Annotated in this window: 28 protein-coding genes and 2 riboswitches; of the genes, 15 read left to right on the top strand and 13 right to left on the bottom strand. The window is 54.0% G+C overall.

Features of this window, described 5'->3' with window-relative positions; all coding sequences use genetic code 11:
- The first annotated feature begins 144 nt into the window (after positions 1-144).
- Positions 145-1,575 carry a polysaccharide biosynthesis/export family protein gene (locus C8N36_RS08435; RefSeq protein WP_245910766.1) on the top strand — a complete coding sequence of 477 codons (1,431 nt, stop codon included), beginning with the start codon at positions 145-147 and terminating at the stop codon, positions 1,573-1,575.
- 3 nt (positions 1,576-1,578) lie between these two features.
- On the opposite strand, the gene C8N36_RS08430 is transcribed toward C8N36_RS08435, so the two are convergent.
- Together C8N36_RS08430 and pncA are read right to left on the bottom strand one after the other, a co-directional pair.
- Positions 1,579-2,334, bottom strand: a complete 756-nt coding sequence (locus tag C8N36_RS08430) for a metallophosphoesterase family protein (RefSeq protein ID WP_097804271.1) — start codon at positions 2,332-2,334, stop codon at positions 1,579-1,581.
- Positions 2,335-2,432: 98 nt separating this feature from the next.
- Positions 2,433-3,032: a bifunctional nicotinamidase/pyrazinamidase gene (gene pncA, locus C8N36_RS08425; protein ID WP_097804448.1), complete on the bottom strand. Its 600-nt coding sequence runs from the start codon at positions 3,030-3,032 to the stop codon at positions 2,433-2,435.
- 107 nt (positions 3,033-3,139) lie between these two features.
- On the opposite strand from pncA, the gene C8N36_RS08420 reads away from it, so the two are divergent.
- The 3 genes from C8N36_RS08420 to C8N36_RS08410 all read left to right on the top strand — a co-directional run bounded on the left by C8N36_RS08420 (position 3,140) and on the right by C8N36_RS08410 (position 6,366).
- Positions 3,140-4,357, top strand: a complete 1,218-nt coding sequence (locus C8N36_RS08420; protein ID WP_097804270.1) for an Hsp70 family protein — start codon at positions 3,140-3,142, stop codon at positions 4,355-4,357.
- A 50-nt stretch (positions 4,358-4,407) separates the two neighbouring features.
- Entirely contained in the window at positions 4,408-5,340 is a 933-nt protein-coding gene (trhO, locus tag C8N36_RS08415) for an oxygen-dependent tRNA uridine(34) hydroxylase TrhO (protein ID WP_097804269.1), read from the top strand.
- Between the two features lie 66 nt (positions 5,341-5,406).
- Positions 5,407-6,366, top strand: a complete 960-nt coding sequence (locus C8N36_RS08410) for an aldose epimerase family protein (protein WP_097804268.1) — start codon at positions 5,407-5,409, stop codon at positions 6,364-6,366.
- Here C8N36_RS08410 and fliP read toward each other — a convergent pair.
- The 4 genes from fliP to fliF are packed head-to-tail and all read right to left on the bottom strand — an operon-like array spanning position 6,363 to position 9,659.
- Positions 6,363-7,097: a flagellar type III secretion system pore protein FliP gene (fliP, locus tag C8N36_RS08405; RefSeq protein WP_097804267.1), complete on the bottom strand. Its 735-nt coding sequence runs from the start codon at positions 7,095-7,097 to the stop codon at positions 6,363-6,365. The two genes, C8N36_RS08410 and fliP, sit on opposite strands and share 4 nt — an antisense overlap.
- Positions 7,098-7,106: 9 nt before the next feature.
- Positions 7,107-7,388: a FliM/FliN family flagellar motor switch protein gene (locus C8N36_RS08400; RefSeq protein ID WP_097804266.1), complete on the bottom strand. Its 282-nt coding sequence runs from the start codon at positions 7,386-7,388 to the stop codon at positions 7,107-7,109.
- The gene (locus C8N36_RS08395; protein ID WP_097804265.1) at positions 7,381-7,989 is read right to left on the bottom strand and encodes a FliH/SctL family protein; all 609 of its coding nucleotides are present in this window, start codon (positions 7,987-7,989) and stop codon (positions 7,381-7,383) included. Before C8N36_RS08395 ends, C8N36_RS08400 begins: the two co-directional genes overlap by 8 nt.
- Entirely contained in the window at positions 7,986-9,659 is a 1,674-nt protein-coding gene (gene fliF / locus C8N36_RS08390; RefSeq protein ID WP_097804264.1) for a flagellar basal-body MS-ring/collar protein FliF, read from the bottom strand. Before fliF ends, C8N36_RS08395 begins: the two co-directional genes overlap by 4 nt.
- Before the next feature lie 65 nt (positions 9,660-9,724).
- Here fliF and C8N36_RS08385 point away from each other — a divergent pair, with 65 nt between their 5' ends.
- The 5 genes from C8N36_RS08385 (at position 9,725) to C8N36_RS23970 (ending at position 12,378) form a co-directional block, all read left to right on the top strand.
- Entirely contained in the window at positions 9,725-10,240 is a 516-nt protein-coding gene (locus C8N36_RS08385; RefSeq protein WP_097804263.1) for a flagellar basal body-associated FliL family protein, read from the top strand.
- A gap of 14 nt (positions 10,241-10,254) precedes the next feature.
- Positions 10,255-10,626, top strand: a complete 372-nt coding sequence (locus C8N36_RS08380; protein WP_097804262.1) for a hypothetical protein — start codon at positions 10,255-10,257, stop codon at positions 10,624-10,626.
- A 164-nt stretch (positions 10,627-10,790) separates the two neighbouring features.
- Positions 10,791-11,282 carry a MotE family protein gene (locus C8N36_RS08375; protein WP_306456909.1) on the top strand — a complete coding sequence of 164 codons (492 nt, stop codon included), beginning with the start codon at positions 10,791-10,793 and terminating at the stop codon, positions 11,280-11,282.
- A 137-nt stretch (positions 11,283-11,419) separates the two neighbouring features.
- The gene (locus tag C8N36_RS08370; RefSeq protein ID WP_176527078.1) at positions 11,420-11,968 is read left to right on the top strand and encodes a L,D-transpeptidase; all 549 of its coding nucleotides are present in this window, start codon (positions 11,420-11,422) and stop codon (positions 11,966-11,968) included.
- 212 nt (positions 11,969-12,180) lie between these two features.
- Positions 12,181-12,378 (top strand): hypothetical protein, encoded by a 198-nt coding sequence (locus C8N36_RS23970; RefSeq protein WP_141468017.1) that lies wholly within the window; start codon positions 12,181-12,183, stop codon positions 12,376-12,378.
- Here C8N36_RS23970 and C8N36_RS08365 read toward each other — a convergent pair.
- The gene (locus C8N36_RS08365) at positions 12,375-13,040 is read right to left on the bottom strand and encodes an arylesterase (RefSeq protein ID WP_097804260.1); all 666 of its coding nucleotides are present in this window, start codon (positions 13,038-13,040) and stop codon (positions 12,375-12,377) included. The genes C8N36_RS23970 and C8N36_RS08365 overlap by 4 nt on opposite strands.
- 19 nt (positions 13,041-13,059) lie before the next feature.
- On the opposite strand from C8N36_RS08365, the gene C8N36_RS08360 reads away from it, so the two are divergent.
- From C8N36_RS08360 to C8N36_RS08350, 3 genes are all read left to right on the top strand, one after another.
- Entirely contained in the window at positions 13,060-13,749 is a 690-nt protein-coding gene (locus C8N36_RS08360; protein ID WP_097804259.1) for an ABC transporter ATP-binding protein, read from the top strand.
- Positions 13,746-16,262: an ABC transporter permease gene (locus C8N36_RS08355; RefSeq protein WP_097804258.1), complete on the top strand. Its 2,517-nt coding sequence runs from the start codon at positions 13,746-13,748 to the stop codon at positions 16,260-16,262. Before C8N36_RS08360 ends, C8N36_RS08355 begins: the two co-directional genes overlap by 4 nt.
- Before the next feature lie 67 nt (positions 16,263-16,329).
- Positions 16,330-17,250: an inositol monophosphatase family protein gene (locus tag C8N36_RS08350; protein ID WP_097804257.1), complete on the top strand. Its 921-nt coding sequence runs from the start codon at positions 16,330-16,332 to the stop codon at positions 17,248-17,250.
- A gap of 44 nt (positions 17,251-17,294) precedes the next feature.
- Here the strand turns inward: C8N36_RS08350 and gcvP are convergent, their stop codons facing one another.
- From gcvP to C8N36_RS08330, 4 genes are all read right to left on the bottom strand, one after another.
- Entirely contained in the window at positions 17,295-20,135 is a 2,841-nt protein-coding gene (gene gcvP / locus C8N36_RS08345) for an aminomethyl-transferring glycine dehydrogenase (RefSeq protein ID WP_097804256.1), read from the bottom strand.
- 111 nt (positions 20,136-20,246) lie between these two features.
- On the bottom strand, positions 20,247-20,606 hold the full coding sequence (gcvH, locus tag C8N36_RS08340; protein ID WP_097804255.1) for a glycine cleavage system protein GcvH: 360 nt from the start codon (positions 20,604-20,606) through the stop codon (positions 20,247-20,249).
- 17 nt (positions 20,607-20,623) lie between these two features.
- Positions 20,624-21,745 carry a glycine cleavage system aminomethyltransferase GcvT gene (gene gcvT / locus C8N36_RS08335; RefSeq protein WP_097804254.1) on the bottom strand — a complete coding sequence of 374 codons (1,122 nt, stop codon included), beginning with the start codon at positions 21,743-21,745 and terminating at the stop codon, positions 20,624-20,626.
- Positions 21,746-21,818: 73 nt separating this feature from the next.
- Positions 21,819-21,892: riboswitch (glycine riboswitch) on the bottom strand.
- A riboswitch (glycine riboswitch) is annotated at positions 21,893-21,985 on the bottom strand.
- Between the two features lie 6 nt (positions 21,986-21,991).
- Entirely contained in the window at positions 21,992-22,483 is a 492-nt protein-coding gene (locus C8N36_RS08330; RefSeq protein WP_097804446.1) for an RrF2 family transcriptional regulator, read from the bottom strand.
- Between the two features lie 94 nt (positions 22,484-22,577).
- On the opposite strand from C8N36_RS08330, the gene C8N36_RS08325 reads away from it, so the two are divergent.
- Entirely contained in the window at positions 22,578-23,141 is a 564-nt protein-coding gene (locus C8N36_RS08325; RefSeq protein WP_097804253.1) for a gamma-glutamylcyclotransferase family protein, read from the top strand.
- On the opposite strand, the gene gltX is transcribed toward C8N36_RS08325, so the two are convergent.
- Positions 23,132-24,475 carry a glutamate--tRNA ligase gene (gene gltX / locus C8N36_RS08320; RefSeq protein ID WP_097804252.1) on the bottom strand — a complete coding sequence of 448 codons (1,344 nt, stop codon included), beginning with the start codon at positions 24,473-24,475 and terminating at the stop codon, positions 23,132-23,134. The two genes, C8N36_RS08325 and gltX, sit on opposite strands and share 10 nt — an antisense overlap.
- Before the next feature lie 136 nt (positions 24,476-24,611).
- Between gltX and C8N36_RS08315 the strand changes: the two genes are divergently transcribed.
- Positions 24,612-25,556, top strand: coding sequence for a 1-phosphofructokinase family hexose kinase (locus C8N36_RS08315; RefSeq protein WP_097804251.1), 945 nt, complete (start codon positions 24,612-24,614; stop codon positions 25,554-25,556).
- A gap of 185 nt (positions 25,557-25,741) precedes the next feature.
- Positions 25,742-26,188 carry a hypothetical protein gene (locus C8N36_RS08310; protein ID WP_141468015.1) on the top strand — a complete coding sequence of 149 codons (447 nt, stop codon included), beginning with the start codon at positions 25,742-25,744 and terminating at the stop codon, positions 26,186-26,188.
- Here C8N36_RS08310 and C8N36_RS08305 read toward each other — a convergent pair.
- On the bottom strand, positions 26,183-26,695 hold the full coding sequence (locus C8N36_RS08305) for an alkylphosphonate utilization protein (protein ID WP_097804445.1): 513 nt from the start codon (positions 26,693-26,695) through the stop codon (positions 26,183-26,185). The two genes, C8N36_RS08310 and C8N36_RS08305, sit on opposite strands and share 6 nt — an antisense overlap.

The following is a 26,695-nucleotide window of genomic DNA, read 5'->3' as shown; positions in this document are numbered from 1 at the left end:
ATCGGCCAAAGACACGCAGCGAAATTACTACATGTCGTGTCGCATCGTTCAGTTCTTTAAAGAATGTGGACATTAAACGCAGCGGCTTTAATCTCCTTGTGCATACAACTTCATTTACCAACCCAATCCCCGGGGGACTACAAATTGGCTGATCCACGAACAAAAGCCCACAGATTTGGTCTTCTTATCGGTAGCTTTGGAACAAGCCTCCGACCTTTGCGAACAATGGCATTTATTTCTGTTCTCGCATCGGCAGGCTGCGGTGTTCTCTACCAAAGTCCAGAAGTGAAAGAGCGGGAAGACGGTTCGCCCGTCACGGTTGTCCCGCTGACATCGGCCGAAGTCTCTAGGGCCAACTCATCGCCCTACACCCCGCGCGCTTTGCCGGCTGTGTTTTATGCGGCGGCTGGTGCCGGTAGCAGTCAACCGGGCCTTGGAGCTTTGCCAGCAGAACCGTATTTGCCATCTACAACACCAAAACAACAAACATTTCGCCCCCTTCCAGATACATTGCCTGAACCCTATAAAATTGGTGTCGGCGACGTCTTACTTCTGGCAACAAAAAGCAGTGGGTCCACAGTCGAACAGCTTTCGGGTTTGCTTGCGGCTCAAAACCAACGTCAAGGGTACACCGTGCGCGACGATGGCTCGATCGCTATTCCAGAAGTCGGGCCGGTGCAGCTTAGCGGACTGACTGTACAAGAAGCCGAGGACAGACTGTTTCAGGTTCTCGTCCAGAACCAGATCGATCCGTCATTTAGCCTGGAAATGGCTGAATTTCATTCTAAAAAGGTCGCTGTAGGCGGGGCTGTAAAAAGCGCTACCCTTGTCCCTATCACCCTAAATAAACTCACGCTATCTGCTGCCCTGACCAGCGCGGGCGGGGTTTCGGTTAGAGATAAAGAATTTGCTGTTGTTCGTGTTTATCGGGACGGGAACCTCTATGAAATGCCCGTGAGCATGTATCTTGACCGCCAAGACCTGCAAGACAAAGTGTTGCTCAACGGCGATGCCGTATTTGTAGATACCAGCTACGATCTTGACCGAGCGGTAGAGTTTTACAAATCGAAAATTGATATTATTTCGTTGCGAACCGATGCGCGCGAGTCAACTTTGACAGCTCTCGAAACCGAGGTTGCATTGCAGCGAAATTCTCTGGAAGAACGTCGGGATCTTTTTGAGCTCCGCACGAAATTGGGTGCCGAAAAGCATGACTATGTCTATTTGACCGGTGAAGTCGAAAACCAGGCACGTTTTCAATTGCCGTATCAACAACATGCTACCTTGGCGGACGTTCTCTATTCTGAAGGCGGGTTCGACACGACAACAGGTGATCCCAGCCAGATTTATGTCCTAAGATCAGATGATCAAAGCGACAACCTTGCGGCAATAACTGCCTACCATCTAGACGCGCGCAATCCCGCAAATATGATTATTGCGACAAAGCTGGAGATGCGTCCGAATGATGTAGTCTTCATCGAAGAGCAACAGATTACAAAGTGGAGCCGTGCATTGCAGCAATTGTTCCCGTCACTCTTGCGTACAGCGGAAACTTCCGTTCTCGGCGCGCTATAGCGTTCAACCGACTATTAAGCTGACCCTGCTGCGCTCAACCAAGGCGGCGGTCAGCTTACCGGTTGCATAGGCACCCGTGTCAACAGAGATACGGCCGTCTTTTGTTTGAGCCACATCTACAATGGTATGGCCGTGCACAACCCATTCTCCGTCCGTGCGCGGCACTTTGAAAAAGTCCGGGTGCCCCCACAAAAGTGTAGAACGATCTTGACCGGCAATCGGCATCGATGGATCGGCCCCCGCGTGCACAACCGACACATTTCCGGTTCTCCAATGCGACGGTAAATTACGCACCCAGTTTTCCAATTCCGGCCCCAGAGCCTCACGGAAGCGATCACGCAATGCAATCCATTCCATCTCGGTCGCTGAACTGCCTGGCAGTCCGGCGACCTGAAAGCTAGCCAATGTTTGCAGCCCACCATAACGCAACCACCGCGCACCGTGGCTGACAGGTTCATCCAAAAACTTGAGCATCATGTGTTCGTGATTGCCCATCAAGCACACCATCAAGTCGCCCGCATTGTTTTGCATTTCGAACAAACGGTGCAGCACTTGTGCACTTTGCTCACCGCGATCAACGAAATCGCCAACGCAAACCAAACGTGCCTCAGGATGAGCCAAATTGGCCAGTTTTTGAATCAATCGTTCTAATAATAAGTCGCTGCCGTGGATATCCCCAATTGCGTAAAAGGGAACATCCGGCGCAAGGGCACCGATGAATCCAGACGGCTTGGGTTGGCGTTTTTTAAAAAATTTCATGTCTACTATTTAGGGCGCAGCCAAGCGCACGCCAAGGTGAAAGTAAGTCACAATCGCTCAAGTCCGAATTCACCGGCCAGCGTCGGCAAGGACGAACCCTACCCATCAACAAGAGCGATTCCAGCCGCGAGCATGCCGCTTCTGGCTGCCGACAAAGATCCATCCATATCAATCGCGCGGCACAAATCTTCGCGAACGCTGACCTTAAACCCGAGCTTCGCCGCGTCGACAGCCGAGAAGTTCACGCAAAAGTCCGTTGCGAGACCAACCATCACCAGTTCGTCAATACCCCTGCTGCGCAAATACCCCTCGAGGCCGGTTGGTGTTACATGGTCATTTTCAAAAAACGCCGAGTAGCTGTCGACACCAGATCTGAATCCCTTGCGGATAATCAGTTCCGCTTTGTTGACGTCCAAATCGGGGTGAAAGGCCGCACCGTTAGAGCCTTGCACACAATGATCGGGCCACAATACCTGCGGACCATAAGGCATATCGATCACCTCAAACGGTGCATTACCCGCATGCGACGACGCAAACGAACTGTGCCCTACTGGATGCCAATCCTGTGTCAGAATAACAGCATCTGCGTGTTCCATTAAACTGTTGACCCGGTCAATGATCGCATCACCATCCGCCACAGCCAGAGCACCACCGGGACAAAAGTCATTTTGAATATCAATTACGATCAATGCCTGCATGGCAAAACCTCCAACTGTCATTTCGTCCTACCCTAGAGGGCACGAAAAGGAATTGCCATGCGACCCGCGCTTGGGTATTGCCCCTAACTTTCAGATCGGGGATCGACATGGCCAAACTGGGATTGGATTTTGGAACCTCAAACACCGCAGCCGGTGTGATGGCGGCGGGCCGCCCTTTTGCGATCCCGCTGGAACCCGAGGCAGAAACATTGCCGACCGCTGTTTTTATTGACTATTCCGACCGGCGCTATGTCTATGGAAGCGCCGCAGCCCAAGCCATGATGAATGGTGTCGAAGGGCGGTTTTTGCGCGCCCTCAAAAGCATCCTTGGCACACCACTGGCCCGCGAATCCCGCAGCTTTTTGAATGAACGTCTGACGCTGATTGAAATCATCGCCCGGTTTCTAACTGAAATTCGAACCCGTTCAGAGAAATTCACAGGGATGACATTTAACACAGCGATGTCTGGCCGCCCCGTTCATTTCCATTCGGCATCAGCCGAACGCGATGCGCAAGCTGAACAAGATCTGCGCGACGCCTATTTGTTGGCCGGCTTCAAAGACGTCGAATTTCTGCCAGAGCCCGAAGCAGCCGCGCTTGCGGTTGCAGGCAACGGCCGAATGCTGATCGTCGATATTGGCGGCGGCACCTCGGATTTCACTTTGTGTGATCGTAAAAACGGTCAAACACAGGTTTTGGCCAGCCGCGGCCTGCGGATAGGTGGAACAGATTTTGACCGGGTCTTGAACCTGAACCACGCCATGCCTTTGCTAGGATATGGGGCCCATATCGGCGCAGAGTTCGGCAACGCCACCCACGCGGCACCGCGCGCTATGTTCCACGATCTGGCCAGTTGGGAAAAAATCGCATTTGTATATGATCCCGCCTTGCTTCGAGAAGTCCGCCGCTGGGAACGTTTAGCCACAGAACCCGTGCTCTTTGAACGCTTGGGCGAAGTTTTGGAGGCCCATTTGGGCCATGACATTGCCTACGCGGTTGAAGCCGGAAAAATCGCTGCCAATGGCACCGGTTCCGGGCATATCGGGCTGGATGTTGTCGAACGTGGCCTTGGCGCGGAATTACGGCACGATGTTATGCAGGCTGCACTGGCCGGCTTCGCGGGCGAGATCGGTCAATGCGCACTGGATACTTTGACTGATGCCGACTGCAGCCCAGACAGTGTTGACATGGTGGTTTTCGTCGGCGGCTCTAGCCTGATGGGAGTTATCCGCGAAACGCTGTCTGCGTGCCTGCCAAACGCACGGCAAGAAGATGCCGAAGTCTTTGCCGCAGTTGTGCACGGATTGGCCATTGCTGCCGAATAACTGGCGATTGGCCCCTTGCCCGCGCCAAAACAACTGCGTATCGATCTTGCATGTTTACTGTCTGCGCCCTCTACCACTTCACCCGATTTGAAGATCCCGCAGCGCTCCGCGCGCCTTTGCTTGACCTATGTAGGGACAAGCTGATCACCGGAACCTTGTTATTGGCTGGCGAAGGGATAAACGGCACAGTCGCCGGCCCCAAAGCGGGGATCGACTCTTTGATCGGTCATATTCGCAGCTTGCCCGGATGTGAAACACTGGAGTGGAAACTATCCAGCGCAGAGGAACGCCCTTTTGCCCGAATGAAAGTGCGTTTAAAGCGTGAAATCGTGACAATGGGTCAGCCAGATGTCGACCCGAACGCCAGCGTTGGTCACTATGTGGATCCGAGCGATTGGAACGAATTGATCCGTAGCCCAGACGTTGCTGTGATCGACACCCGCAATGATTACGAAGTCTCGATCGGGACATTCGAGGGGGCCGAAGACCCGCAAACCGCAACGTTCCGCGATTTCCCGGCCTGGTGGGAAGACAACAAGGACCGCTTTCACAACAAACGTATTGCTATGTTCTGCACCGGCGGAATCCGATGCGAAAAGTCAACCAATTGGCTTTTGCAACAAGGGGTTGAAGACGTTTACCACCTGAAAGGCGGAATCTTGAAATACCTCGAAGAGGTTCCGCAAAATGACAGCGCGTGGCAGGGGGATTGTTTTGTCTTTGATGGCCGCGTTTCGGTCGGGCATGGCTTAACCGAAGGCCCACATCAGATGTGTCATGCTTGCCGTCGCCCGATCTTGCCCGAAGATCAAAAACGTTCGGAATACGAACATGGCGTTTCATGCCACCTATGTGTGAACGAGACGTCGGATGCCGACAAAGGGCGATTCCGCGAACGTCAAAAGCAAATTGCACTGGCCTCTGCCAGAGGTAAACGGCATTTGCATTCGGATGTGACGAACGACACAGATTCCTCAAGTTAGTTAGCGGTAACGCTATTCGGCTCTCATCCAGTGTGATACCTAAGGCGAACCATTGACGAGGGCGGAATGACAGAAGAAATCCGATCAGCCATTTTGAAGGACGGTGACACGTCTATCACCGTTCTATCCATGGGCTGCGCGATCCAAGAATGGATTGTAGGCGGAAAATCGGTTGTTTTGGGCTACAAGGATCCCGAAAGCTACCGCACCAATCCCTATGTACTAGGCTGTGTCGTCGGCCGCATCGCCAATCGAACGGCAGGTGCCGGGTTTGAGCTGGATGGCCAACAATGGGATTTGCCAGCCAATGACGGGATCAATCATCTTCATGGCGGTCCCGGCGGACTAGGCTGGAGCAACTGGGACCTGAACCAAGAAAGCGACACTTGCGTCACTCTTCGTTTTCGGTCTGAACATTTGGCCCAAGGCTATCCCGGCACTGTCGATTTTGAGGTGCGGTTGACCTTAAACGGTCCTGCGCTGACATGGGAAATGACAGCAACACCAGATCGTCCGACACCCGTGAATTTGGCACAGCACGTTTACTTCAACCTGAATGGTAGTGAAAATGTCCTGTCTCATTGCGTCCAGTTGAACGCCTCAGCAATAACACCAACTGATGACATGCTCATCCCAACGGGGGACATCTTGGAGGTGTGTGAAACACGATATGATTTCCGCACCCCGGTGCGGATTTCGCAAAATGATCCAGACAACCAAGGATATGATGTAAATTTCGTCTTAGATCAAGCCGAACAGATCAAGGCACGGGTTCGATCTGACACAGGAATGCAGCTTCAGCTTTGGACCGATCGCCCCGGGCTACAGTTCTATACCGCCAAACATCTAAAACCTTTTGCCGAAATCAACTCATGCGCTGAGCACGAACCCAGTTTTGGATTCTGCCTTGAAGCGCAAGATTTTCCAAATGCCATAAACGAGCCAACGTTTGGTTCAATCGTTTGTACGCCTCAAACCCCCTATCAACAGCGAACGACAATCGAAATTTCGGATAACTCTGGCTAAAAATAGCCCCGAACCAAACTTCCCGCAATAAGCGCCCACCCATCAGCAATGACAAAAAAAGCCAATTTAAAAGGCAGAGACACGATTGCCGGCGGCACCATCATCATACCCATCGACATCAAAACGGCAGCAACAACGAGGTCGATAATGAGGAATGGTAAGAAGATCAGAAAACCTACCTGAAATGCCCTGGCAACTTCAGATAACATAAAACTTGGGATAAGGATGGACAGCGGCGCTTCAGGTGCCAACGATGTCTGGGCGGCGTCAGGCCGTAAATCCGCCATCGCACGATAGGTTTCGGGGTCCGCACGCCCCGCCATAAAGACGCGGAATGGTTTAATTATTTCAATCGCCGCGACATCCATTTCAACTTGTTCGTCCAACAGTGGCTGCACCCCAGTTTCCCAAGCCTCATTGAAAACCGGTTCCATCACGAAATAAGTAAGGAATAAAGCAAGGCTCACGATCAACATGTTAGGTGGCGATTGCTGCAAACCGACGGCTTGGCGCAAGATTGCCAGAACGGTAACCATAAACGGAAAGCAGGTAATCATGATCGCAATGCCGGGCGCGATGCTTAGCAAGGTGATCATTATGATCATTTGAATACTGGTAGCGGAAACTGAGCCGCCCTGCCCGAAGTCAAGTTCCAAGGATTGGGCGGTTGCCTCTTGCCCCGACGCAAATAAGACGACACCCATTAGCGCAATTGAAAAAATCACCCGCATAATTGTTCCCTAAGACGGGTTATTGAGGTCTGAAACCTCGGTCAACCGCACAGATAATTGACCTTGCCCATCCGCCTCAGACACTTCGAGCACACCAATCCCAATTAGCTTCTCGCCAACATAAAGCTCAACGGGGTCGTCTAGCTGTTTGTCCAAGCTTAAGACGGATCCTGCTGCCAGTTGTAATAAATCTCGGACCAGCGGGCGGGCTTTGCCGACCGAAACTGTGATTTCTATGGGAACGGACGTAAACGCCATAGCCCCTTCACTACGCGATGCTGCGTTATCCATTGGCCAATTTCCTTCGGTTGTCGTGGGCGAAACCGTCGATTGCATCGGATACCGAAGCTATCAAGTCGCCCAAATCGATTTGTTTTTCAATTTCGCCAAGTCGAATATCAGCCTGCTCGTCAGCCAATGTATCGTCTTGCACCAATTGAAGTGGAAAACTGAAATCGCCTTCCAGCAATGGCGCAATAGCTTCGGCATTCGCCGGTGACACCGCAACGATCACTTCCAGTGTACCAATCTCATGGGCCATACTTTGCAGTTGCTCAACAATATGGTGGCCAATCGTAGCGCGGGCCATTTCAGGTAACAAAGCCGCTACCATCTCATCCAAAAGCGGTGTCATCGCATTCATGACCTGACTGTACGCTTCATGATAGGTAAACGACAAATCCTGCAAGTGTTGGCCAAACGCGCTAGAAATCCTGCTTTTGTCGTCCGATTGCGCTTTGATTGCGTCATCCCAACCTGCTCGATACCCGTTTTCAAAAGCCTCCAGCTTTTGCCCCTCAAGTTCATTTTCGTCTAGAGCGGGTGCCGCGATGTCAGGTATCCGTGGAGCGATTTCCGCAAAATCTTCTAACAACTGATGCAATGCTGTCATCTGACTTCCTCCTTGTCTTCTTCAAGCCAGTTCCGCAAAATCTCTACCGTTTCAGTTTTTCGTTCCTCGATCAGATTGCGCAAACGATCTACGGGATCTTCGCTCGAACTCGGCGAATCCATATCGAAGTCAACCATGCCCATACCGCCAAAATCAGGCCCGTCCGACACCATCGGCAGATCTTCGAAACCTCCGATTGGCTCAATTTCACCTTCTAAAGCTGGTGAGGAATTGTCCACTGGGGCCGGAAGAGCGCCAGCTGCGCTTGCATTTTGGCCTCCCGACGATGCCAATACCGGGCGAACGACGAACAACCCGAGGATCAACGCAACGACAGCCAAAACACCCATTTGGACCACACGCATAATGTCAATGTTTCCGGCAAATATAGCCGGTTCGAGAGGGCCGGTTCCCAATCCTTCTGGTCTCTCAAAAGCCAAGGATCGGATTGTAATCTGATCGCCGCGTGCTTCTTCAAACCCCACAGCGGATGAAACAAGGTCATTCAAGGCCTCAAGCTCGACATCTGGCAAAGGAACAAAAATTTGGCTTCCATCATCGGCATTCTCATATGTACCGTTAACCAAAACCGCGACGGTCAAGCGGCGAATAGCACCCGGAACACGCGTAATTTCCCGCGTTGTTTCAGAAATTTCATAGTTAACCCGCTCGCGTGTCTCAGCTTTGGTTGACGAAGACGCATCCGAGCCCCCGCCGTCACCGTCCGGAAGATTAGACGCCACTGTTACGTCACCTCCTCCACTGCTATCGGCCTTGTCGCTTCTTTCTTCTGTGTCGGTAGACACAATAACCCGGCCTTCGGGATCGAAGCTACGCTCTCGGATCAACTCACTCTCAGTGACGGTATCAACGCTAACCTCGACAACCGAATTTCCAACGCCGACCCTTGCTTCCATCAAACGCTGGACGCGATCACGAAGCTGAATTGCTTTATCATCCGCTGTAGGCCCAGAAGCGCCATCAGCTTCCGATCCAATCAAACCGCCTTTTCCATCGATGACGGCGACATTTTCTGGAACCAAGCTTGGGACCGCTGACGAAACCAGGAATTTCAATGCGCGCGCCTGTTGAGCTGAAATGGCAGCTCCGGTCGGAGTGACTGAAATGGATGCAGAAGATTTTACGTCCCGTTGAAAAGGATTTGCGCTGCTGTTTGCAATGTGAACGCGCGCCGTTGCGATTGCGGGATTCGAGACAATGGTACGGGCTAACTCACCCTCTTTGGCGCGCCAATAAGCTGCGTCAAACATTTGCGACGTAGTTCCAAAGCCTGACAACCCATCAAGAAGTTCATATCCTTGACCACCGTTGGCGGGCAATCCCTCGCTTGCCAATGTTAGCCTCAAAGCGTCTCGTTCCGAATCGGGTACAAAAATCGCACCGCCGCGGACATCGAATTGAACACCGCGTGCTTCCAATGACTTCACCACATCACCTGCAGCACCATTTTCTAGGCCTGCGTACAAGAGAGACATGTTGGGAGCTGAAGCAAGCCTAGTTAAACCCAAAACTGCTAAAACCATCGCCAAAGTGGCCCCTACAACCACCGCTCTTTGACGACCGCCTAACGCTCCCCAGACTGAAATTAATTGCTGCAAGATCGACCTCCACTCCAAACTTTCTGTTCGGGTGCCTTCACATTCGCTCATTCAACTTAACAATCAGTTAGCCCATTTCTGGCAAAACGGTTTCAACGCCACAAAAGAGGTTTAAAATGTCTGACATTACCGCTGACAACGAAGGCATCGAGGACAAGAAACCGTCCAAACTCCCTATGATCATAGGGTTAGTGCTTGCTTTAGCTGGCGGTGGGGGTGGTTTTTTCGCGGTACAATCAGGCTTGCTGGGAAACTTAGGAATGGATGCTTCCCATGATTCGGCCTCTGACGAAACGACCAAGGATGAAGGTATCGAAACAATGCCTTTACCGGACGTCGCCTTTATTGAAGTTCCACCCTTGGTAATTTCTTTGGGGCCGAAAGCACAAGCCAATCACCTACGGTTTCGAGCGAGTCTTGAGGTTCCGAAAAAATATACAACAGAGGTCGAGAGTATACTGCCAAGAGTGCAGGATGTTTTGAATAGCTATTTGCGCGCGCTTGAAGCCCGCGATCTCGAGGCGGCAGGCGCTCTTATTAAGTTGCGGGGCCAAATGTTACGCAGGGTACGATTGGTCGCGGGTGAGGGCCGTGTGCGCGATCTATTGGTACTGGAATTCGTACTAAACTAGAAAAGGGGACGGGAATGGAAATGATTGCAGATATATTACTGGTAGCAGGTGCAATGGGAGCAGGGTTTTATTGCTTTATTCTTGCTCGTCGATTAACCAAATTTACAGATTTGGAAAATGGTGTAGGCGGGGCTGTCGCTGTCTTGTCAGCCCAAGTAGACGATCTGGGAAAAACGCTAAATCAAGCTCAAAAAAGTGCAGGAGATTCCTCAAAATCTTTGAGCGAGCTTACAGAGCGGGCAGAAGATGTAGCCAGACGATTGGAACTCTTGGTCGCCTCGATGCATGATCTACCGCAAACCGGGGGAAGCGTAATTCAAACTCAAACACCGCCCCCGGTGCAGGAAAATGCCGATCCGGTTTTCGTCCGCCACCCCCGAAACTGAGGTAAAGAATGTCTCAACCGATCCCACCAAAACAAATCAAGCCTAAGAAGCGGTCCAAACGCAAAGCACGCGGAACCCTTTCTGCCATTGGCGCGTTGCTCTTAGCCTCCGCAGCCCTAAGAATAGGAATTGGAGCAAATGAAGCTTTAGCGCGCGAAGGCGCTATGATAGACACGCAAGCTGGCCCCTTGTCCGAAGCTATAGAACCCGCAGAACGCAACGAACCAAAGCCCCTTGGGCTAAAAGATGACGAAATTATGCCACTTCTAAAGGCAATGAACGACCGCGAAGCGTTGATCAGCAAGCGAGAAAAGAGCATGGCGATCAGAATGCAGGCACTTTCCGTGGCGGAACAAGAGATCGATCGAAAAATGATCGCATTGCAAGCAGCCGAAGATCAGTTGCGTGCAACTATGTCACTTGCTCAAACAGCGGCCGAGGATGACATCACCAATCTAACCGATGTCTATGCCAATATGAAACCCAAACAAGCGGCCGCACTATTCGAAGAGATGGATCCAGAGTTTTCTGCTGGATTCTTGGCTCGCATGCGACCAGACACCGCCGCTTCTATTCTGGCTGGGCTCAGTCCATCTGTCGCCTACACAATCAGTGTTGTTCTGGCTGGGCGAAACGCTGAAGTACCAAAACAGTAATCGGTTTTCATCAACAAATACCGACTTTTATAGCTCTGACACGCCTTCGTGATAGATGTAGTTTTGTTCGTGGGATTGATTTTCACGTTCGTTTGCGCGAAAAACGTTGAGCAAGTAGTCTTAGGAATAGTGCCGCCATGATCTCTCGTCGAACTTTTGTCGCTGCTGCTGCAGCAACCGTAGCAATGCCTGCATATGCCTTCGAAGTTGATCCAGTATTTCGCCCCCAGAAGGTTGGAATCAAAAAAGATCTTGCGCCTGGTCAGATCCTTATCTTGCCGCGCGCCCATTTTTTGTACTTCGTAACCGCTCCCGGTCAGGCCATGCGTTATGGCGTCGGAGTCGGCAAAGCCGGTCTGGAATTTTCCGGAACTGCTAAAATCGGCGCTAAGAAAGAATGGCCGACTTGGCGACCAACCAATGAAATGATCGAACGTGATCCGCAACTGTACGGAAAGTTCAAGGGCACTGATTATGTGCAACCCGGTGGGCCCGGAAACCCACTAGGTGCCCGCGCCTTGTATCTCTTTGAGAACGGGCGAGACACTTTTTTCCGAATTCACGGGACAACTGCCCCGCAGTCAATTGGACGTTCTGTTTCAAGCGGGTGTATCCGTATGCTGAACGAGCACGTGGAAGATTTGTACAATCGCGTACCTATCGGAACCACAGTGACCGTTCTCTAACGTCACTTTCACCTGCACGAGTTGTAAGCTGGGCCGCTAGACGACCCAGCTTTTTCTTTGGGTCCTTCCCAGTATGTTTTTTGGGGTCCCGCCAATTTTAAGAACCCTGCAATTCCCCGCCAAACCACTGCCGCATTCTTGCCTCATTTGCCCCTCTTTAATCTTTTTGAAAGGTCTGTGGCGCTATCGTCGCCTCAGGATGGAGGCGAAGCATGGCAATCGTGGCAATTCTAATTGGCAGCACACTGGGCTTAGTGACCGGTCTAATCGGCTTTTTATTTCTAGGAATATCCCTGACAAATGCGGTCGGGCTGTATTTACTTAGTGGTGTTGGCATTGGAATGTTAACTACAGGATACAATGTTGCATTGTGTGTGCTTTCATCTCGAAACCAAGCAACTGCCGCTTAGTCCAGTCGATACAGCAGCTCTTCGACTTTCGGTCCAACCGTTTCTACGATCTTCACGACACCTTCAGGATTCGGATGAATGCCGTCGTCTTGCATAAAGGCGGATAGCTCAGCCAACGATTGCCCCTGTCTATCCAAACCTTTGAAAAAGCTATCCAAGAATACAGTGCCATAGGTTTGGGCTAGCTCTGGATAGAGGCCATCAAAAGCTTGCTTGTAATCCGCGCCAAAATTCCCGGGGGCCTCCATTCCGATTAACAGAACTTCAAGGTTTTGCGCTTGCGCAACTTTCAATATACCTTCGATGTTTGACCGCGCCTCTTGCGGCGCGATCCCGCGTAAAACATCATTCCCGCCAAGCGTAACAATCATCGCATCAATATCCGGGGTTAGCGACCATTCGACCCTTGCAAAGCCACCTGCTGTGGTATCGCCCGACACCCCTCCATTGACCACGCGCACATCATGCCCGTGATCGGCAAGCCAATTGCGCAATTGTGGAACAAAACCGTCCTGTTCCAGTAACCCGTACCCTTGGGTTAAACTGTCGCCCAAGGCTAAAATGCTAACTTCGGCCGCACTCACCGGCACCGCGGTGACGAAAACTCCGACGATTGCCGCCTTGCAGCCTGAGCCGCGCGCCCCATATTTAAAAAAACCCATTATTCTCGGACCTTTCTTTATGCCTGATCCTGTTCTCTCCCTTCAAGATGTCACTTTAAGCCTGCGAGGCAATGCCGGAGATGTAGAAATTCTACATGGAATCTCTTTGAACGTCGCAAAAGGTGAAAGCTTGGGGCTGATCGGACCATCCGGATCCGGGAAATCTTCGCTCCTGATGATTATGGGCGGGCTAGAGCGCGCCACACGTGGCACTGTCTCTGCCCTTGGGCAAGATTTGACCTCGATGAACGAAGACGGGTTAGCCCGTTTTCGCCGCGACCACATGGGCGTCGTGTTCCAATCCTTCCACTTGATCCCAACAATGACAGCCCTCGAAAATGTCGCGACCCCATTGGAACTGGCAGGGCATCCAGATGCATTTGCACGGGCCGCCCAAGAATTGGAGGCTGTTGGTCTTGCCCATCGCGCCGATCATTACCCGGCGCAGATGTCGGGCGGCGAACAACAGCGGGTTGCTTTGGCCCGAGCGCTTGCGCCTAGGCCTGATATCTTGCTCGCCGATGAACCGACCGGAAATCTGGATGGCGTAAACGGTCAGGCGATTATGGACCTGATATTCGGCCTGTCCGAAAAGCACGATGCCACTTTGGTTTTGGTCACACACGCACCCGAATTGGCAGCGCGCTGTGACAGCATCATTCGCCTCAACGACGGCCTGGTGGACACCAACCAACAGGCCGCAGAATGAGCTTGCGCATATCGGCCCGCTTTGCCCGCCGCGAACTACGCGGCGGATTGCATGGCTTTCGCATTTTTCTGGCTTGCCTTGCTTTGGGTGTCGCGGCGATTGCCGGTGTCGGATCAGTTCGTGCTGCAATCGAAAAGGGCTTGATCGAACAAGGTGCCGTTTTGCTCGGAGGCGATGCACAGGTCGAATTCACGTACCGTTTTGCAACGGATGAAGAGCGCGATTGGCTTGACGATGTGTCCGCGACCCTGTCCGAGGTCACTGATTTTCGATCTATGGTCGTGATTGATCGCGCCGGGGATACCGAACGTGGCCTGACCCAGGTGAAATCAGTAGATGACGCCTATCCGCTATTGGGCGAGGTGGTGCTTGACCCACCGATGCCCATTTCTGCAGCGCTTGAGGGGCGAGGGGCAGTTATGGCGCCGGCTTTGGCAGACCGTTTGGGCCTTGTGGTGGGGGATAATTTTCGCCTTGGAACGCAGGGTTTTACACTCAGCGCGATTTTGATGCGCGAACCGGATGATGCAGGTGACGGTTTTGGATTAGGACCACGGACAATTGTGCGCACTGCCGCACTTGAAGGATCCGGTTTACTTGCGCCGGGATCGTTGTTCGATACCGAATATCGCATGACCCTGCCGTCAGGGGCCGATCTGGACACCCTATCGCAAGAGGCAAAAGACCAATTTGAAAGCACCGGCTTGAAATGGCGGGATTCGCGCAATGGTGCCCCGCGAATTGCCCGATTTGTTGAACAGTTGGGAAGCTTTCTGGTTCTGATTGGACTTTCCGGTTTGGCAGTCGGCGGGGTCGGCGTGTCTGCAGCCGTGCGCGCATATCTGGCGAAAAAGACATCAGTTATCGCAACATTGCGCACCCTTGGTGCCACCAGAGCAATCATATTCCAAACCTATTTCCTGCAAATTGGCGCTCTCAGTTTATTGGGCATTGTGATCGGGTTGGCATTGGGCGGCGTGGTTCCCATCGTATTCGGTCCGTTGATTGGCGCGGCACTGCCGATTCCCGCCGTGTTCACGTTGCATCCCGGTCCACTGGCCGAGGCGGCCTTGTATGGTATTTTGACTGCACTCGTGTTCACTCTGTGGCCCCTAGCCCGCGCCGAAGAAGTCCGCGCTGCGACCTTGATGCGAGATGCCCTTGAAGGGGCCCAGCGCTTGCCCGCCGGAAGGTATCTCGCTGCGACACTGGCTTTGCTGGCTGTGTTGGTCGGCACCGCAATGGTGTTTTCGGGCAGCGCAATGTTAACGTTATGGACTGCGGGCGGCATTCTAGCCGCTTTGGTGGTTTTGACACTTGCGGCAGGGTTGATCCGCGCCTTGGCACGGCGCTTTACACGTGCAGTCCGTGGCCGCCCAATCTGGCGATGGGCCCTTTCTGCAGTTGGCGGGCCGGGCGAAAGCGCGGGCGCTGTTGTGGTGTCCTTGGGCTTGGGCCTTTCAGTCCTTGCTGCAGTTGGCCAAATCGATGGAAACCTACGCAGCGCAATCTCACGTGACTTGCCTGATATTGCGCCCTCATATTTCTTTGTCGATATCCAACGGGATCAAATGCCCGGATATCTGGACCGTTTGGAAAACGACTCCGCCGTCAGCCGCGTCGACAGCGCCCCAATGCTGCGCGGCATTGTATCCAAAATCAACGGAGAAAATGCAGCCGACGTTGCCGGGGATCACTGGGTTGTGCGCGGCGATCGCGGAATCACCTATGCCGCCACCCCTGACAGCAGAACCACCGTAATCGCAGGCGAATGGTGGCCCGAAGACTACACCGGCCCACCGCAAATCAGCTTTGCGGCAGAAGAGGCAGAAGAATTGGGCCTTTCACTGGGTGACACCCTGACGCTCAATATCCTGGGACGCGATATCACCGCGACCATCACCAGCTTTCGCGAGGTAAATTTCTCCAATGCTGGAATAGGCTTTGTCATGACGCTGAATCCGTCAGCTCTTCAGGGTGCGCCGCACAGCTTTATCTCGACCGTCTACGCAGAAGAAGCCGCCGAAGCGCAAATTTTGCGCGACCTCGCTGACAGCTTTCCCAATATCACCGCAATCCGGGTGCGCGATGCCATAGATCGCGTGTCTGAAATGCTGGCTGGTATTTCAGACGCTGTGCGTTGGGGGGCTGGTGCCAGCCTGCTAACCGGCTTTCTTGTTCTTATCGGAGCTGCGGCCGCTGGCGAAAATGCCCGCACGTATGAAGCCGCCGTTTTGAAAACGCTCGGGGCATCACGCAGGCAAATTTTGAGCAGCTTTGCCCTGCGCTCTGCCTTACTTGGCGCAAGCGCCGGTCTGATTTCTTTGGGCGCAGGCATCGCGGGCGGATGGGCTGTTATGCATTTTGTGATGGAGACTGATTTCGTGATTGTTTGGGGCTCTGCCATAGGGGTCATTGTTGGTGGAATCCTCGCAACACTGCTGGCTGGACTGGCTTTTGCGTGGCGTCCTTTGGCCCGCCGTCCCGCATCCGTGCTTCGTGCGCGCGAATAGTCACCTTGAAATGCCACGCCGAGGCTGGCAATCACGACCGCAACTGCAGCAATTACCGGACGGACCCATGAACGATTCCCTGCCGATGCCCATTACCGCCCCGCTGACCAATGCCCAGCGCACCCAACTTTTGAATTTGGTGCGCCGCGCCGCCAAGGCCGAGATCATGCCGCGTTTTCGCCAACTCGGAGCGCATCAAATCAATCAAAAAACAGGTCCCCAAGATCTGGTGACTGATGCGGATAAAGCTGCCGAAGCGATGATCACCCGTGGTATCTTGGGCATGTTCCCGCACGCTTTGGTTGTTGGAGAGGAGCACGCATCCGACAATCCCGAGATCATCGACAAGATCGCAGATGCCGAGCTTTGTTTTACCATCGATCCAGTGGATGGAACCTGGAATTACGCCCATGGGCTGACCTGCTTTGGGGTCTATGTCGCGATCTTGCAATTTGGTCGTCCGGTATTTGGACTGATGTACGATCCGGTGATGAACGATGTTATCATCGCGGACCAAGACAGCCCTGCGTTGCTGATCCAGCCGCGCGGCGTAAAGCGCAAACTGAAAACATCGACAGGCGGACCGGTTGAGACTCTGGAAGGATATATTCCACTGGCTCTGATCCCGAAAGACAAACAAGGCGAGATGGCCGCGACCTATCCAAAGTTTCAACGCATCAATTCGCTGCGTTGCGCGCTACATGAATTCCGGATGCTGACCCAAGGGCACGTAAATTTCATTTTGTCGGGTAAACTGACGCCATGGGATCAACCCGCCGGAGTGGTCGCCGCCCGCAGCGCTGGCGCGCATATCGCAATGTTGGATGGGTCAGAGTATCGCGGCGACACCCGCGATGGTTATTTGCTGTCCGCATGCAACGAAGAAACGTGGAAACGGGTCCGGGACGTGTTCGATTTCTTGATCGATACACCCGAAGCTGCCGCGGATGCGCCTGAACCAGAAGACACTGCCGATACCGACAGCTGAAACAAAAAAACCGCCGCCCCGATTATGAGGGCGGCGGTTTTTCTTTAAGCGGTGTCGTCCATATCTGACATCGGCGGGCATGTACAAATCAGGTTGCGATCCCCGAAAGCATTGTCCACCCGATTGACCGGCGGCCAGTATTTATCAACGCGAAATGCGCCGGGCGGGAAACACCCTTGTTCACGGCTATAGGGGCGGTCCCAATCACGCACCAAGTCTTCCATTGTGTGGGGGGCAAATTTCAACGGATTTGCGTCCGCCGCGATGACCCCGTCCTCGATGTCTTGGATTTCTGCACGGATTGCCAACATCGCATCACAAAAACGATCCAGCTCGGCTTTGGTTTCCGATTCCGTCGGCTCAACCATCAGCGTTCCAGCCACCGGCCAGCTCATGGTTGGTGCGTGAAAACCGCAGTCGATAAGACGTTTGGCAATATCTTCGACCGTTACCCCAGCGCTTTCAGCAAAGGGACGGACATCCAAAATGCACTCATGTGCCACACGGCCCTTGGTGCCGCGATACAGCACGTCATATGCCCCTTCGAGCCGTTTGGCGATGTAGTTGGCGTTCAAGATCGCAACGCGTGTTGCTTGGGTCAAACCTTCGCCGCCCATCATCAGCACATAGGCCCATGAAATCGGCAACAGCGAAGGAGACCCGAACGGAGCCGCGCTAACGGCCCCTGCCCCGGCTTGGGGATCGCTTGGCAGATGCGGCACCAGATGCGATTTCACACCGATTGGTCCCATACCGGGTCCACCGCCACCATGTGGAATGCAAAATGTCTTATGCAGATTGAGGTGACTTACGTCACCTCCCAAATCGCCGGGGCGCGACAGCCCCACCATCGCATTCATGTTCGCACCGTCGATATATACCTGTCCCCCATGGTCATGGGTGATATCGCAAACCTCGGTCACGGTCTCTTCGAATACACCATGTGTCGACGGATAGGTGATCATACAGGCCGCAAGGTTGTCTGAATGCTTTTCAGCCTTGGCACGGAAATCGGCAACGTCAATCGACCCGTTCTCGTCGCAAGCCACCGCGACCACCTTCCAGCCCACCATATGGGCGGAAGCAGGGTTTGTGCCGTGGGCATTTGTCGGGATGAGACAAACATCCCGATGACCCTGGCCGCGGGCATCTTGCCAATCCCGAATGGTCAGCAGTCCGGCATATTCGCCCTGTGCACCCGAATTCGGCTGCATTGAAAAGTCATCATAACCGGTGATTTGACATAGTTTTTTACTCAGATCGCCAATCAGCTCGGCATATCCCAGTGCTTGGTCTTTGGGCACATAGGGATGAATCATCGAAAACTCGCGCCAGCTCACCGGCATCATTTCGGCGGCAGAATTCAGTTTCATTGTGCAAGACCCCAATGGGATCATCGCGCGGTCCAATGCCAAATCACGGTCTGCCAACCGGCGCATATAGCGCATCATTTCGGTTTCAGCCCGGTTCATGTGGAACACTTCGTGTTGCAAATACTCTGACGTCCGGATCAACCCCTCGGGCAGCATGTAGTCAGCTGTGAAATCATTGTCCTTGCGAACCAACCCAAAGGCCCGCCAAACGGCTTCAATCGTCTCAGGAGTTGTGCGTTCGTCCAGCGTGATACCAACCTTGGACTTTCCGACACGGCGCAGGTTTACACCTTCGCGCACCGCGGCTTGCAAAACGCCTCGCTGCAAAAGACCGACATCCACGGTGATCGTATCAAAAAACGCCTTTGGCTCGACAACAAATCCTGCATCCTCAAGCCCCTTTGCCATCCGCACAGTTTTGCGGTGAATCCGCTGCGCAATTGCCCGCAGGCCCTTTGGCCCATGAAAGACGGCATAAAAGCCAGCCATAACAGCCAGCAAAGCCTGCGCGGTACACACGTTCGATGTCGCCTTTTCGCGGCGAATATGCTGCTCACGGGTTTGTAGCGACAAACGATAGGCGCGGTTGCCATGGCTATCGATCGAGACACCGACAATCCGCCCCGGCATTGCGCGTTTAAACGCGTCCCGACAGGCCATGTAAGCCGCATGCGGGCCGCCATATCCGACCGGCACACCAAAGCGTTGGGTTGACCCGACCGCAATATCCGCACCCATAGCGCCGGGCTCTTTTAACAAGCACAATGCAAGCGGATCAGCTGCTACAATTCCGACGGCCTTATTCGCATGCAACGCCTCTATTTCATCGGTGAAATCGCGCAAATGGCCGTGGGTGCCGGGGTATTGAAAGATCGCGGCAAAAACCTTGTCGGCCTGCAAATCATCCGGCGATCCAACTATCACTTCAATCCCCAGCGGCTCGGCACGGGTTTTGATGACCGAAATGTTCTGCGGATGGCAATTTTCGTCAACAAAGAACGCCTTCGCCTTGGTCTTTGCAACCCGCTGGGCAGTGGTCATGGCTTCGGCGCAGGCCGTTGCCTCGTCCAGCAAGGACGCATTCGCAACCTCAAGCCCGGTCAAATCACAAACCATCGTTTGATAGTTCAAAAGCGCCTCAAGCCGACCTTGCGAAATTTCGGGCTGATAGGGCGTATAAGCCGTATACCATGCCGGGTTTTCCAAAATATTGCGTTGGATCGCAGGCGGCGTGACCGTCCCATGATACCCTTGTCCGATCAAAGACGTCAGCACTTTATTCTTGGATGCCGTGACTCGCATCCGGTTGAGCAACTCGCTCTCAGACAGGGGACGCCCAAAATCCAGCGGTTCGGCCTGACGAATATTCACAGGCACGGTCTGGTCCATCAGGTCTTCCAGACTTGCAACCCCAAGCTCGTCAAACATCGCCTCCATCTCGGCAGGAGACGGTCCAATATGGCGCCGGTTGGCAAAGTCATATGGCAAATAATCAATCGGATCGTAGGTCATATCTATCTCCTCCAGCCAGCATAAAGCCCCTGGTTTCTCTTGTCCGAAAATATCCCGGGGGGAACGCCTCTTGGCGTTGGGGGCAGCGCCCCCTCCCCCCCTTGAGGCCGCTTAGCCGATGAAGTTCTTATAAGCGGCTTCGTCCATCAGCTCGTCCATCGCGCTCATGTCTTCCAGCTTCATCTTAAAGAACCACGCTTCCCCTTCGGGATCATCATTGACTTTGCTTGGCTCATCGACGATCGGCGAATTCACTTCGACAATTTCACCGTCCAGCGGGGCCAAAATGTCCGATGCCGCCTTAACTGATTCGATCACCACGACCTCTTCGTCCTGACTGACTTCTGTTCCTGCCTCGGGCAGTTCCACAAAGACGACATCGCCCAACTGCTCGGCGGCATGGGCAGTAATACCGACCACCACTACGTCACCTTCAACACGCAACCATTCATGCTCTTCTGTAAATTTCATCACGCTCTCCCTGCTTATCAGCGTTTGAATCCTGGCTTAACAAACGGCAAAACCGCAACCACTACGGGCTGGCGCTTGCCGCGCAACTCTCCGAACAAAGCCGTTCCCGGCTCCGATAATTCGCTTGGGACATATCCCATGGCCACAGGCCCGCCCACGGAAGGCCCGAACCCGCCAGAGGTAACACGCCCAATCGGCGCGCCCCCCTCGGCATTGGCAAATAATTCGACACCTTCGCGCATTGGCGCACGGCCTTCGGGGCGAAGACCAACGCGAGCCATGGCAGGCCCTTCCGACAGCTCTTGCAAAATCAGGTCTGCACCCGGAAATCCGCCTGCGCGATCCCCTCCTGCGCGGCGGATCTTTTGGATCGCCCAATGCAAACGCGCCGCCGCCGGTGTCGTCTTTGTATCGATGTCATGCCCATAAAGGCACAGCCCCGCCTCCAGTCGCAGGCTGTCACGCGCACCAAGACCAATGGCCATCACGCGGTCATCCGCCAGCAAGGCTTCGGCCAAAGCCAGGGCGGCGTGATTTGGAACGGAAATTTCATAACCATCTTCGCCGGTATAACCCGAACGTGAAATCCAACACTCCGCTCCGACCAGTTCAACGGTCGCAACATCCATGAATGTCATGTCGCCAACAGCCGGATTCAATCCAGCCAGAACGGCCTCGGACTGCGGACCTTGCAACGCCAGCAATGCGCGGTCTTCGATCTGCTCAACTTGGATTCCGCGCGGTTCCAACGCAGTACGCATATGGGCTATATCGGCATCTTTACAGGCTGCGTTGACCACAACAAAGAGATGATCTCCGCGATTAGCGATCATCAAATCATCTTCTATGCCACCGGCATCATTGGTGAAAAATCCATATCTCTGACGGTTTTCGCCCAGCCCCGCAATGTTCACAGGTACGAGGCTTTCCAACGCCAATGCCACGTCCGGGCCGCGCAAAATAACTTGCCCCATGTGGCTCACATCAAAAAGACCCGCGCTGCCGCGTGTATGCAAATGTTCCTTTAGAACGCCAGCTTTGTATTGAACGGGCATGGAATAGCCCGCAAATGGCACCATCTTGGCACCAAGACCAACATGCAAATCGTTCAGAACGGTTGTTTTTAAATCATCATCCATACGCGCCCCAATTGGTTTCCCGAACCAACGCGCGCGTGGTCAGGCATCACCGACACGGGATATCCGTGCCGCTCATGCCCCCTCTGTCCTGACGCCTGAGATCGCTATCCCTTCGGCGGGTGCATTGGCACCTCTCTCCAGAGTGTTTGGCCCATGGCGGTCCTGAAGCCTGAGAGTTTCCGGGGCGGTTGCTCCTTCGGCACTGTCCCTGCAAAGGGCCAGTTCTCCCGTCATGGTGGCTGTCTCTTAGAGGATCGCAGAAGCCCTTGCAACAGAATCATCAGAATGCGTCACATTGCATTTGATTTGCGGCGCAATAATTTCCAATAGGCTACTATTGTCGCACACCAATGCATCCAGTGTGATTGGATCCAGCGTTGCGTAAAATGCGTTCGACGCCTCATGCAACGCCCCGCGCAACCGGCACGATTCGGTCAATGGGCAGGTATTATCTACATCGGCAAAGCATTCCGCGATTGGAACTGGCGCTTCAAGCGCACGAAAAATATCGCCAATGATAATTTCGGTGGCAGGACGGCCAAGTTCGAGCCCGCCATTGCGCCCCCGCTGCGTGTGCAGATACCCCATCTGCGCCAGCTGATTGATGACCTGAGCCAAATGGTTTTCCGAGGCATTGCAGCGCTTCGCAATTTCGGATTTCGTCACAAGACGATCCGTGTTTGCCGCGCAGTACATCAGCACCCGCATCGCAATGTTTGTTCTTTTTGTTACGCGCACAACGGAATCTCCGGGCTGCTTCAATTGGGGATGTTATGACAGCCTGCGCAAAAGATGGGTTTGACTTACGTCAATATGGCGAAATATTTGCAATATGACACATACATATTTCTTCGGCTACGGCAGCTTGGTCGACCAACGCACCCATGAATTTACACCAGCACAGCCGGCAAAGGCCTCCGGGTGGCGACGCGCATGGTGCGCAACGCCGGATCGCGACCTGTGTTTCCTGACTGCGGTTCGTGACAAAAGCAGCGAAATCATGGGGCTTGTAGCGCCAGTTCCCGGTCAAAACTGGGCGTCACTGGACGCGCGGGAACAGGCCTACGAACGGCACGAAGCCGGGCACGAAGTGGATCACCCCAATGGCGCAGCATCGGTTGCGATCTATTCGGTCGCCCCGTCCCGCAGATCACGGCCGACAGCCGACAACCCGATTTTGCTGTCTTATCTGGATGTGGTCATCCATGGATATTTGCAGGAGTTTGGGGAGGACGGAGCCGCGCAATTCTTTGCCACTACCAGCGGTTGGGAGGCCCCTATTTTGCACGACAGGGCCGATCCAGTCTATTCGCGGGCACAAAACCTTTCGGATCACACCCGCGATGTCGTTGATGCTGCGCTGGCCAAAATGGCCAGCCGCATTGTTTATGCCTGAGGCTGCGCCAGCGCCCGTGCGGGAACTTTTTGCAACAGCTGCATCACGTCGGCCATCTCTGGTCCGCGTTCTTGGCCAGTCATTGCTTTGCGAAGGGGCATGAACAGACCTTTTCCTTTGCGGCCAGTCGCCTCTTTGACGGCTTTGGTCCAGTTTCCCCAGGTGTCCGCATCAAACGGGCCTTCGGGCAGCAAAGACATGGCATGCGCGATAAAGTCTTTGTCTTCATCCGCAACCATCGGCTCTGCGCCTTCGCTGAACAAAGTCCACCAGCCAGCCAAATCGCCGCGCACGGTGATATTCTCACGGCAGACTTTCCAGAACAGCGCGGCTTTGTCAGCAGGCACGCCCACGGCGGCAACATCCTCTGCCACCGCTTCGAGCGGCAAGCCATGCAGCTTGCGCGCGGTCAGCGGGAACAAATCCTGGACGTCAAATTTTGTGGGAGCAGAGCCAAATTGCGACGGTTCGAACCCGTCGGCGATCTCTTCCAAGGACATGCGCAGTTCAACCGGTTGGCTGGATCCCAAACGCGCCATCAGGCTAAGCAGCGCCTCGGGCTCAACCCCTTGGGTCCGCAGATCGCGCAGCGCCAATGTGCCCAAACGTTTGGACAGCGATTCGCCTTGCGGACCGGTCAGCAGAGAATGATGCGCAAAATCGGGCGGTGTACCGCCCAGCGCGCGGATCATTTGAATCTGCGTTGCCGTATTGGTGACGTGGTCATTGCCGCGCACCACATTTGTGACGCCCATATCCATGTCGTCACAAACCGACGCGATGGTGTACAACACCTGACCATCGGCACGGATCAAAACCGGATCGGACACCGAAGCCGCATCAATTGACACATCCCCCAAGATGCCGTCGTTCCATTCAATCCGCTCGTGATCCAGCTTGAACCGCCAGACACCATTGCCGCGCTCGGCGCGCAACGCGTCTTTTTCAACCTCCGACAGGGCCAAAGCTGACCGGTCATAAACCGGCGGTTTGTGCATGTTCAGTTGTTTTTTGCGCTTCAGGTCCAGCTCAACCGGCGTTTCAAACGCCTCGTAGAAGCGGCCCATTTCCCGCAGCTTGTCGCCAGCTTCGGCATAGCGGTCCAAACGATCGGACTGACGTTCGACCCTATCCCATGTCAGGCCCAGCCATTCGAGATCTTGCATGATCGCATCGACATATTCCTGCTTGGAACGCACAGGGTCGGTATCATCGATACGCAAAATGAATTGACCGCCGCTTTTACGGGCGATCAAGTAGTTGAACAGCGCAGTGCGCAGGTTGCCCACATGGATATAGCCCGTGGGCGATGGTGCAAATCTGGTGACGGTCATAAGCGGCCTCCTGTCAGGCGCGTGTGTTTTCATACACGCGCAGGTTTGTCCAGTTCTGCCTAGCATTGAGGAATGGCATTCCGGTCTTTCCTGCGCGCCGATCACTTGGCATGTTGGCGATAACAAAGAGGTTATCATGATACCGATTCTTACAGTGACCCTGAACCCGGCCTTGGATTTGGCCACCTCTGTCGATCATGTGACTGCGGGGCCCAAGCTGCGCTGCGGCCCTGAAACCGCCGAACCGGGCGGCGGCGGCGTAAATGCGGCACGCGCCGTCATGCAGCTGGGCGGACATGCGACGGCACTGGTGGCTTTGGGGGGCAACACGGGCGACGCGCTCGGAGCTTTGCTGAAACAGCAAGGTTTGGACACCGTGCGGATCGAAGCGCCATCTGAGACGCGGCACAGTTTCGCTGTGACTGACAGCAGCACTGGCGAGCAATACCGCTTTGTTCTAGCTGGCCCGAGTTGGAGCGAAGCAAATCTGGATCACATGCTGGATCAGTTGGATGAAATCGCGGCCAAGGACGCTTTTGTTGTCCTGTCTGGCAGTATGCCGCCCGGTGCCAAACCCGGTTTTGTTAAAAAAGCCTGCGCACGTTTGGGGCCAAACCGGCGGGTGGTTGTCGACACCTCAGGCGCACATCTGGAAGAACAGGCCAAAGGCCCTCAGCCCGCACCAGCCGTTTTGCGAATGGATAGCCACGAGGCGCAAACCCTGTCTGGTTTGCCTTTGGGCACCCAAATCGACAGCGCCACCTATGCCGAAGAATTGCGCCAAAAGGGGGCAGGCCAATTGGTCATCATTGCCCGCGGCAAGGACGGATCGGTGATGGCTGATGGCACCGGGCTTTGGCATGTAAACGCGGCCAATGACCATGTGGTCAGCGCTATCGGGGCCGGTGACAGCTTTGTCGGTGGATTTGTGATGGGTTTGGCGCAAGGCCTGCCGGCCACCGAAGCGCTTCGATTCGGAGCCGCCGCTGCGTCTGCCGCTGTCCTCAGCGAGGGAACACAGCTATGCCGCCGTAAAGACTGGGACGAACTTTTGCCGATCACCAAGGTGACCGCACTGTGATCGCGCCCATTAGCATGGCTGCAATTTTACACCATGTCGACACCCGCAGATATGTCCCGCACGGCGCGTCATTTTTCCTTGACAAACAAAGGACATGCCGGTGAATTTTCTTTTGGTTGAAACTATTAATGACCGCTCTAGCTCACCCTAGAAATACTAAACATACAACGGAACAAGGTCCACGAATGCCGGTCACTTTTGAAATATATCCAGAACTGCGTCTTTTAAAGGTCGACTACGCTGGAGAGGTCGCTCTTGCCGAAATTTCGACCACATACCGTGAATTTCTGGATACGCCTGGCAGCGAAAAGGTGAAATACAGTTTAAGTGATCTAAGCGAGTTGAACGAGCTTCGGGTGTTTTATGACGGCTCTGCAATGCTCGCAAGCGTGGTCGCGTCGGATGGCGGCGCTATGGCCGAGCCTTGGGAAATCGCCATTGTTTCAACCAATCTCAAGCATTACGCTCTGTTGTCCGATTACGTGGCGAATATCACTAGAAACAGCAGTATGCGATGCGAGATCCTAAAGGACATCCCGTCAGCATTGGACTGGCTGGGGTTGGCCCCGGATGCGATCGCAGCGAAAGCACCCAAGACGTCATCCGACACCCCTACCGCTAAGGAATTATGATTTCTTAACAAATTTTGTTAAGATCACAATCCTCTGACCTTCGACGCGGCCTGCGATATGCTCGGGATTGTCCATCTCAAGCGAGATTTTTCGCACAGCCGTACCTTGCTTGGCAGTAAAGCCAGCGCCTTTGACAGGCAACGCCTTGATCAGCGTAACGGTATCGCCTGCTTGCAATATGGTGCCATTGCTGTCGCGGTGAACAACTGCGTTTTCATCGGGCAGTCCGGCCTTGGCCACCTCCAGCAGTTCAGGCTCAAGATACGCGATATCCAACAAGTCACGCGCCCAAGCTGCATCAAGCTGGGACAGCAAACGATAGGCCAAAACTTGGTCGGCTGCCTGCGTGCTCCAGATTGCGTCGTTCAGGCATTGCCAATGCGGAGCATCCGTTGGTCCGACTTCGGCACCGTCCCGGCACACCGCACACAGCGCCATTTGGGTATCCAATCCGGCCACATCAAACTGTTCGGCCTCAGCCGCTTTGCATAACGCGCATGCACTCAT

Origin of the sequence: Pelagimonas varians (assembly GCF_003208435.1) — a bacterium.
In the GTDB taxonomy this organism is placed as follows: Bacteria; Pseudomonadota; Alphaproteobacteria; order Rhodobacterales; family Rhodobacteraceae; genus Pelagimonas; species Pelagimonas varians.
The sequence above is the reverse complement of the archived record's forward strand: the minus strand, read 5'-3'. Positions and strand labels throughout refer to the sequence as shown.

What these genes read in the sequence shown, in the direction of transcription:
- C8N36_RS08395 (WP_097804265.1), bottom strand. Translation starts at nt 7,989, where the DNA reads ATGACAGCATTGCATCAGTTGTTAGAAGATTTTGCGGAAATCGCTCCA.
- gcvP (WP_097804256.1), bottom strand. Translation starts at nt 20,135, where the DNA reads ATGACCTACGATCCGATTGATTATTTGCCATATGACTTTGCCAACCGG.
- C8N36_RS08410 (WP_097804268.1), top strand. Translation starts at nt 5,407, where the DNA reads ATGACAGAAGAAATCCGATCAGCCATTTTGAAGGACGGTGACACGTCT.
- gcvT (WP_097804254.1), bottom strand. Translation starts at nt 21,745, where the DNA reads ATGGATGATGATTTAAAAACAACCGTTCTGAACGATTTGCATGTTGGT.
- C8N36_RS08355 (WP_097804258.1), top strand. Translation starts at nt 13,746, where the DNA reads ATGAGCTTGCGCATATCGGCCCGCTTTGCCCGCCGCGAACTACGCGGC.
- C8N36_RS08375 (WP_306456909.1), top strand. Translation starts at nt 10,791, where the DNA reads ATGATAGACACGCAAGCTGGCCCCTTGTCCGAAGCTATAGAACCCGCA.
- C8N36_RS08370 (WP_176527078.1), top strand. Translation starts at nt 11,420, where the DNA reads ATGATCTCTCGTCGAACTTTTGTCGCTGCTGCTGCAGCAACCGTAGCA.
- C8N36_RS23970 (WP_141468017.1), top strand. Translation starts at nt 12,181, where the DNA reads ATGGCAATCGTGGCAATTCTAATTGGCAGCACACTGGGCTTAGTGACC.
- C8N36_RS08325 (WP_097804253.1), top strand. Translation starts at nt 22,578, where the DNA reads ATGACACATACATATTTCTTCGGCTACGGCAGCTTGGTCGACCAACGC.
- C8N36_RS08365 (WP_097804260.1), bottom strand. Translation starts at nt 13,040, where the DNA reads ATGGGTTTTTTTAAATATGGGGCGCGCGGCTCAGGCTGCAAGGCGGCA.
- trhO (WP_097804269.1), top strand. Translation starts at nt 4,408, where the DNA reads ATGTTTACTGTCTGCGCCCTCTACCACTTCACCCGATTTGAAGATCCC.
- C8N36_RS08315 (WP_097804251.1), top strand. Translation starts at nt 24,612, where the DNA reads ATGATACCGATTCTTACAGTGACCCTGAACCCGGCCTTGGATTTGGCC.
- gltX (WP_097804252.1), bottom strand. Translation starts at nt 24,475, where the DNA reads ATGACCGTCACCAGATTTGCACCATCGCCCACGGGCTATATCCATGTG.
- C8N36_RS08310 (WP_141468015.1), top strand. Translation starts at nt 25,742, where the DNA reads ATGCCGGTCACTTTTGAAATATATCCAGAACTGCGTCTTTTAAAGGTC.
- C8N36_RS08400 (WP_097804266.1), bottom strand. Translation starts at nt 7,388, where the DNA reads ATGGATAACGCAGCATCGCGTAGTGAAGGGGCTATGGCGTTTACGTCC.
- C8N36_RS08420 (WP_097804270.1), top strand. Translation starts at nt 3,140, where the DNA reads ATGGCCAAACTGGGATTGGATTTTGGAACCTCAAACACCGCAGCCGGT.
- pncA (WP_097804448.1), bottom strand. Translation starts at nt 3,032, where the DNA reads ATGCAGGCATTGATCGTAATTGATATTCAAAATGACTTTTGTCCCGGT.
- fliF (WP_097804264.1), bottom strand. Translation starts at nt 9,659, where the DNA reads ATGAGCGAATGTGAAGGCACCCGAACAGAAAGTTTGGAGTGGAGGTCG.
- C8N36_RS08350 (WP_097804257.1), top strand. Translation starts at nt 16,330, where the DNA reads ATGAACGATTCCCTGCCGATGCCCATTACCGCCCCGCTGACCAATGCC.
- C8N36_RS08360 (WP_097804259.1), top strand. Translation starts at nt 13,060, where the DNA reads ATGCCTGATCCTGTTCTCTCCCTTCAAGATGTCACTTTAAGCCTGCGA.
- C8N36_RS08380 (WP_097804262.1), top strand. Translation starts at nt 10,255, where the DNA reads ATGGAAATGATTGCAGATATATTACTGGTAGCAGGTGCAATGGGAGCA.
- fliP (WP_097804267.1), bottom strand. Translation starts at nt 7,097, where the DNA reads ATGCGGGTGATTTTTTCAATTGCGCTAATGGGTGTCGTCTTATTTGCG.
- C8N36_RS08305 (WP_097804445.1), bottom strand. Translation starts at nt 26,695, where the DNA reads ATGAGTGCATGCGCGTTATGCAAAGCGGCTGAGGCCGAACAGTTTGAT.
- gcvH (WP_097804255.1), bottom strand. Translation starts at nt 20,606, where the DNA reads ATGAAATTTACAGAAGAGCATGAATGGTTGCGTGTTGAAGGTGACGTA.
- C8N36_RS08385 (WP_097804263.1), top strand. Translation starts at nt 9,725, where the DNA reads ATGTCTGACATTACCGCTGACAACGAAGGCATCGAGGACAAGAAACCG.
- C8N36_RS08430 (WP_097804271.1), bottom strand. Translation starts at nt 2,334, where the DNA reads ATGAAATTTTTTAAAAAACGCCAACCCAAGCCGTCTGGATTCATCGGT.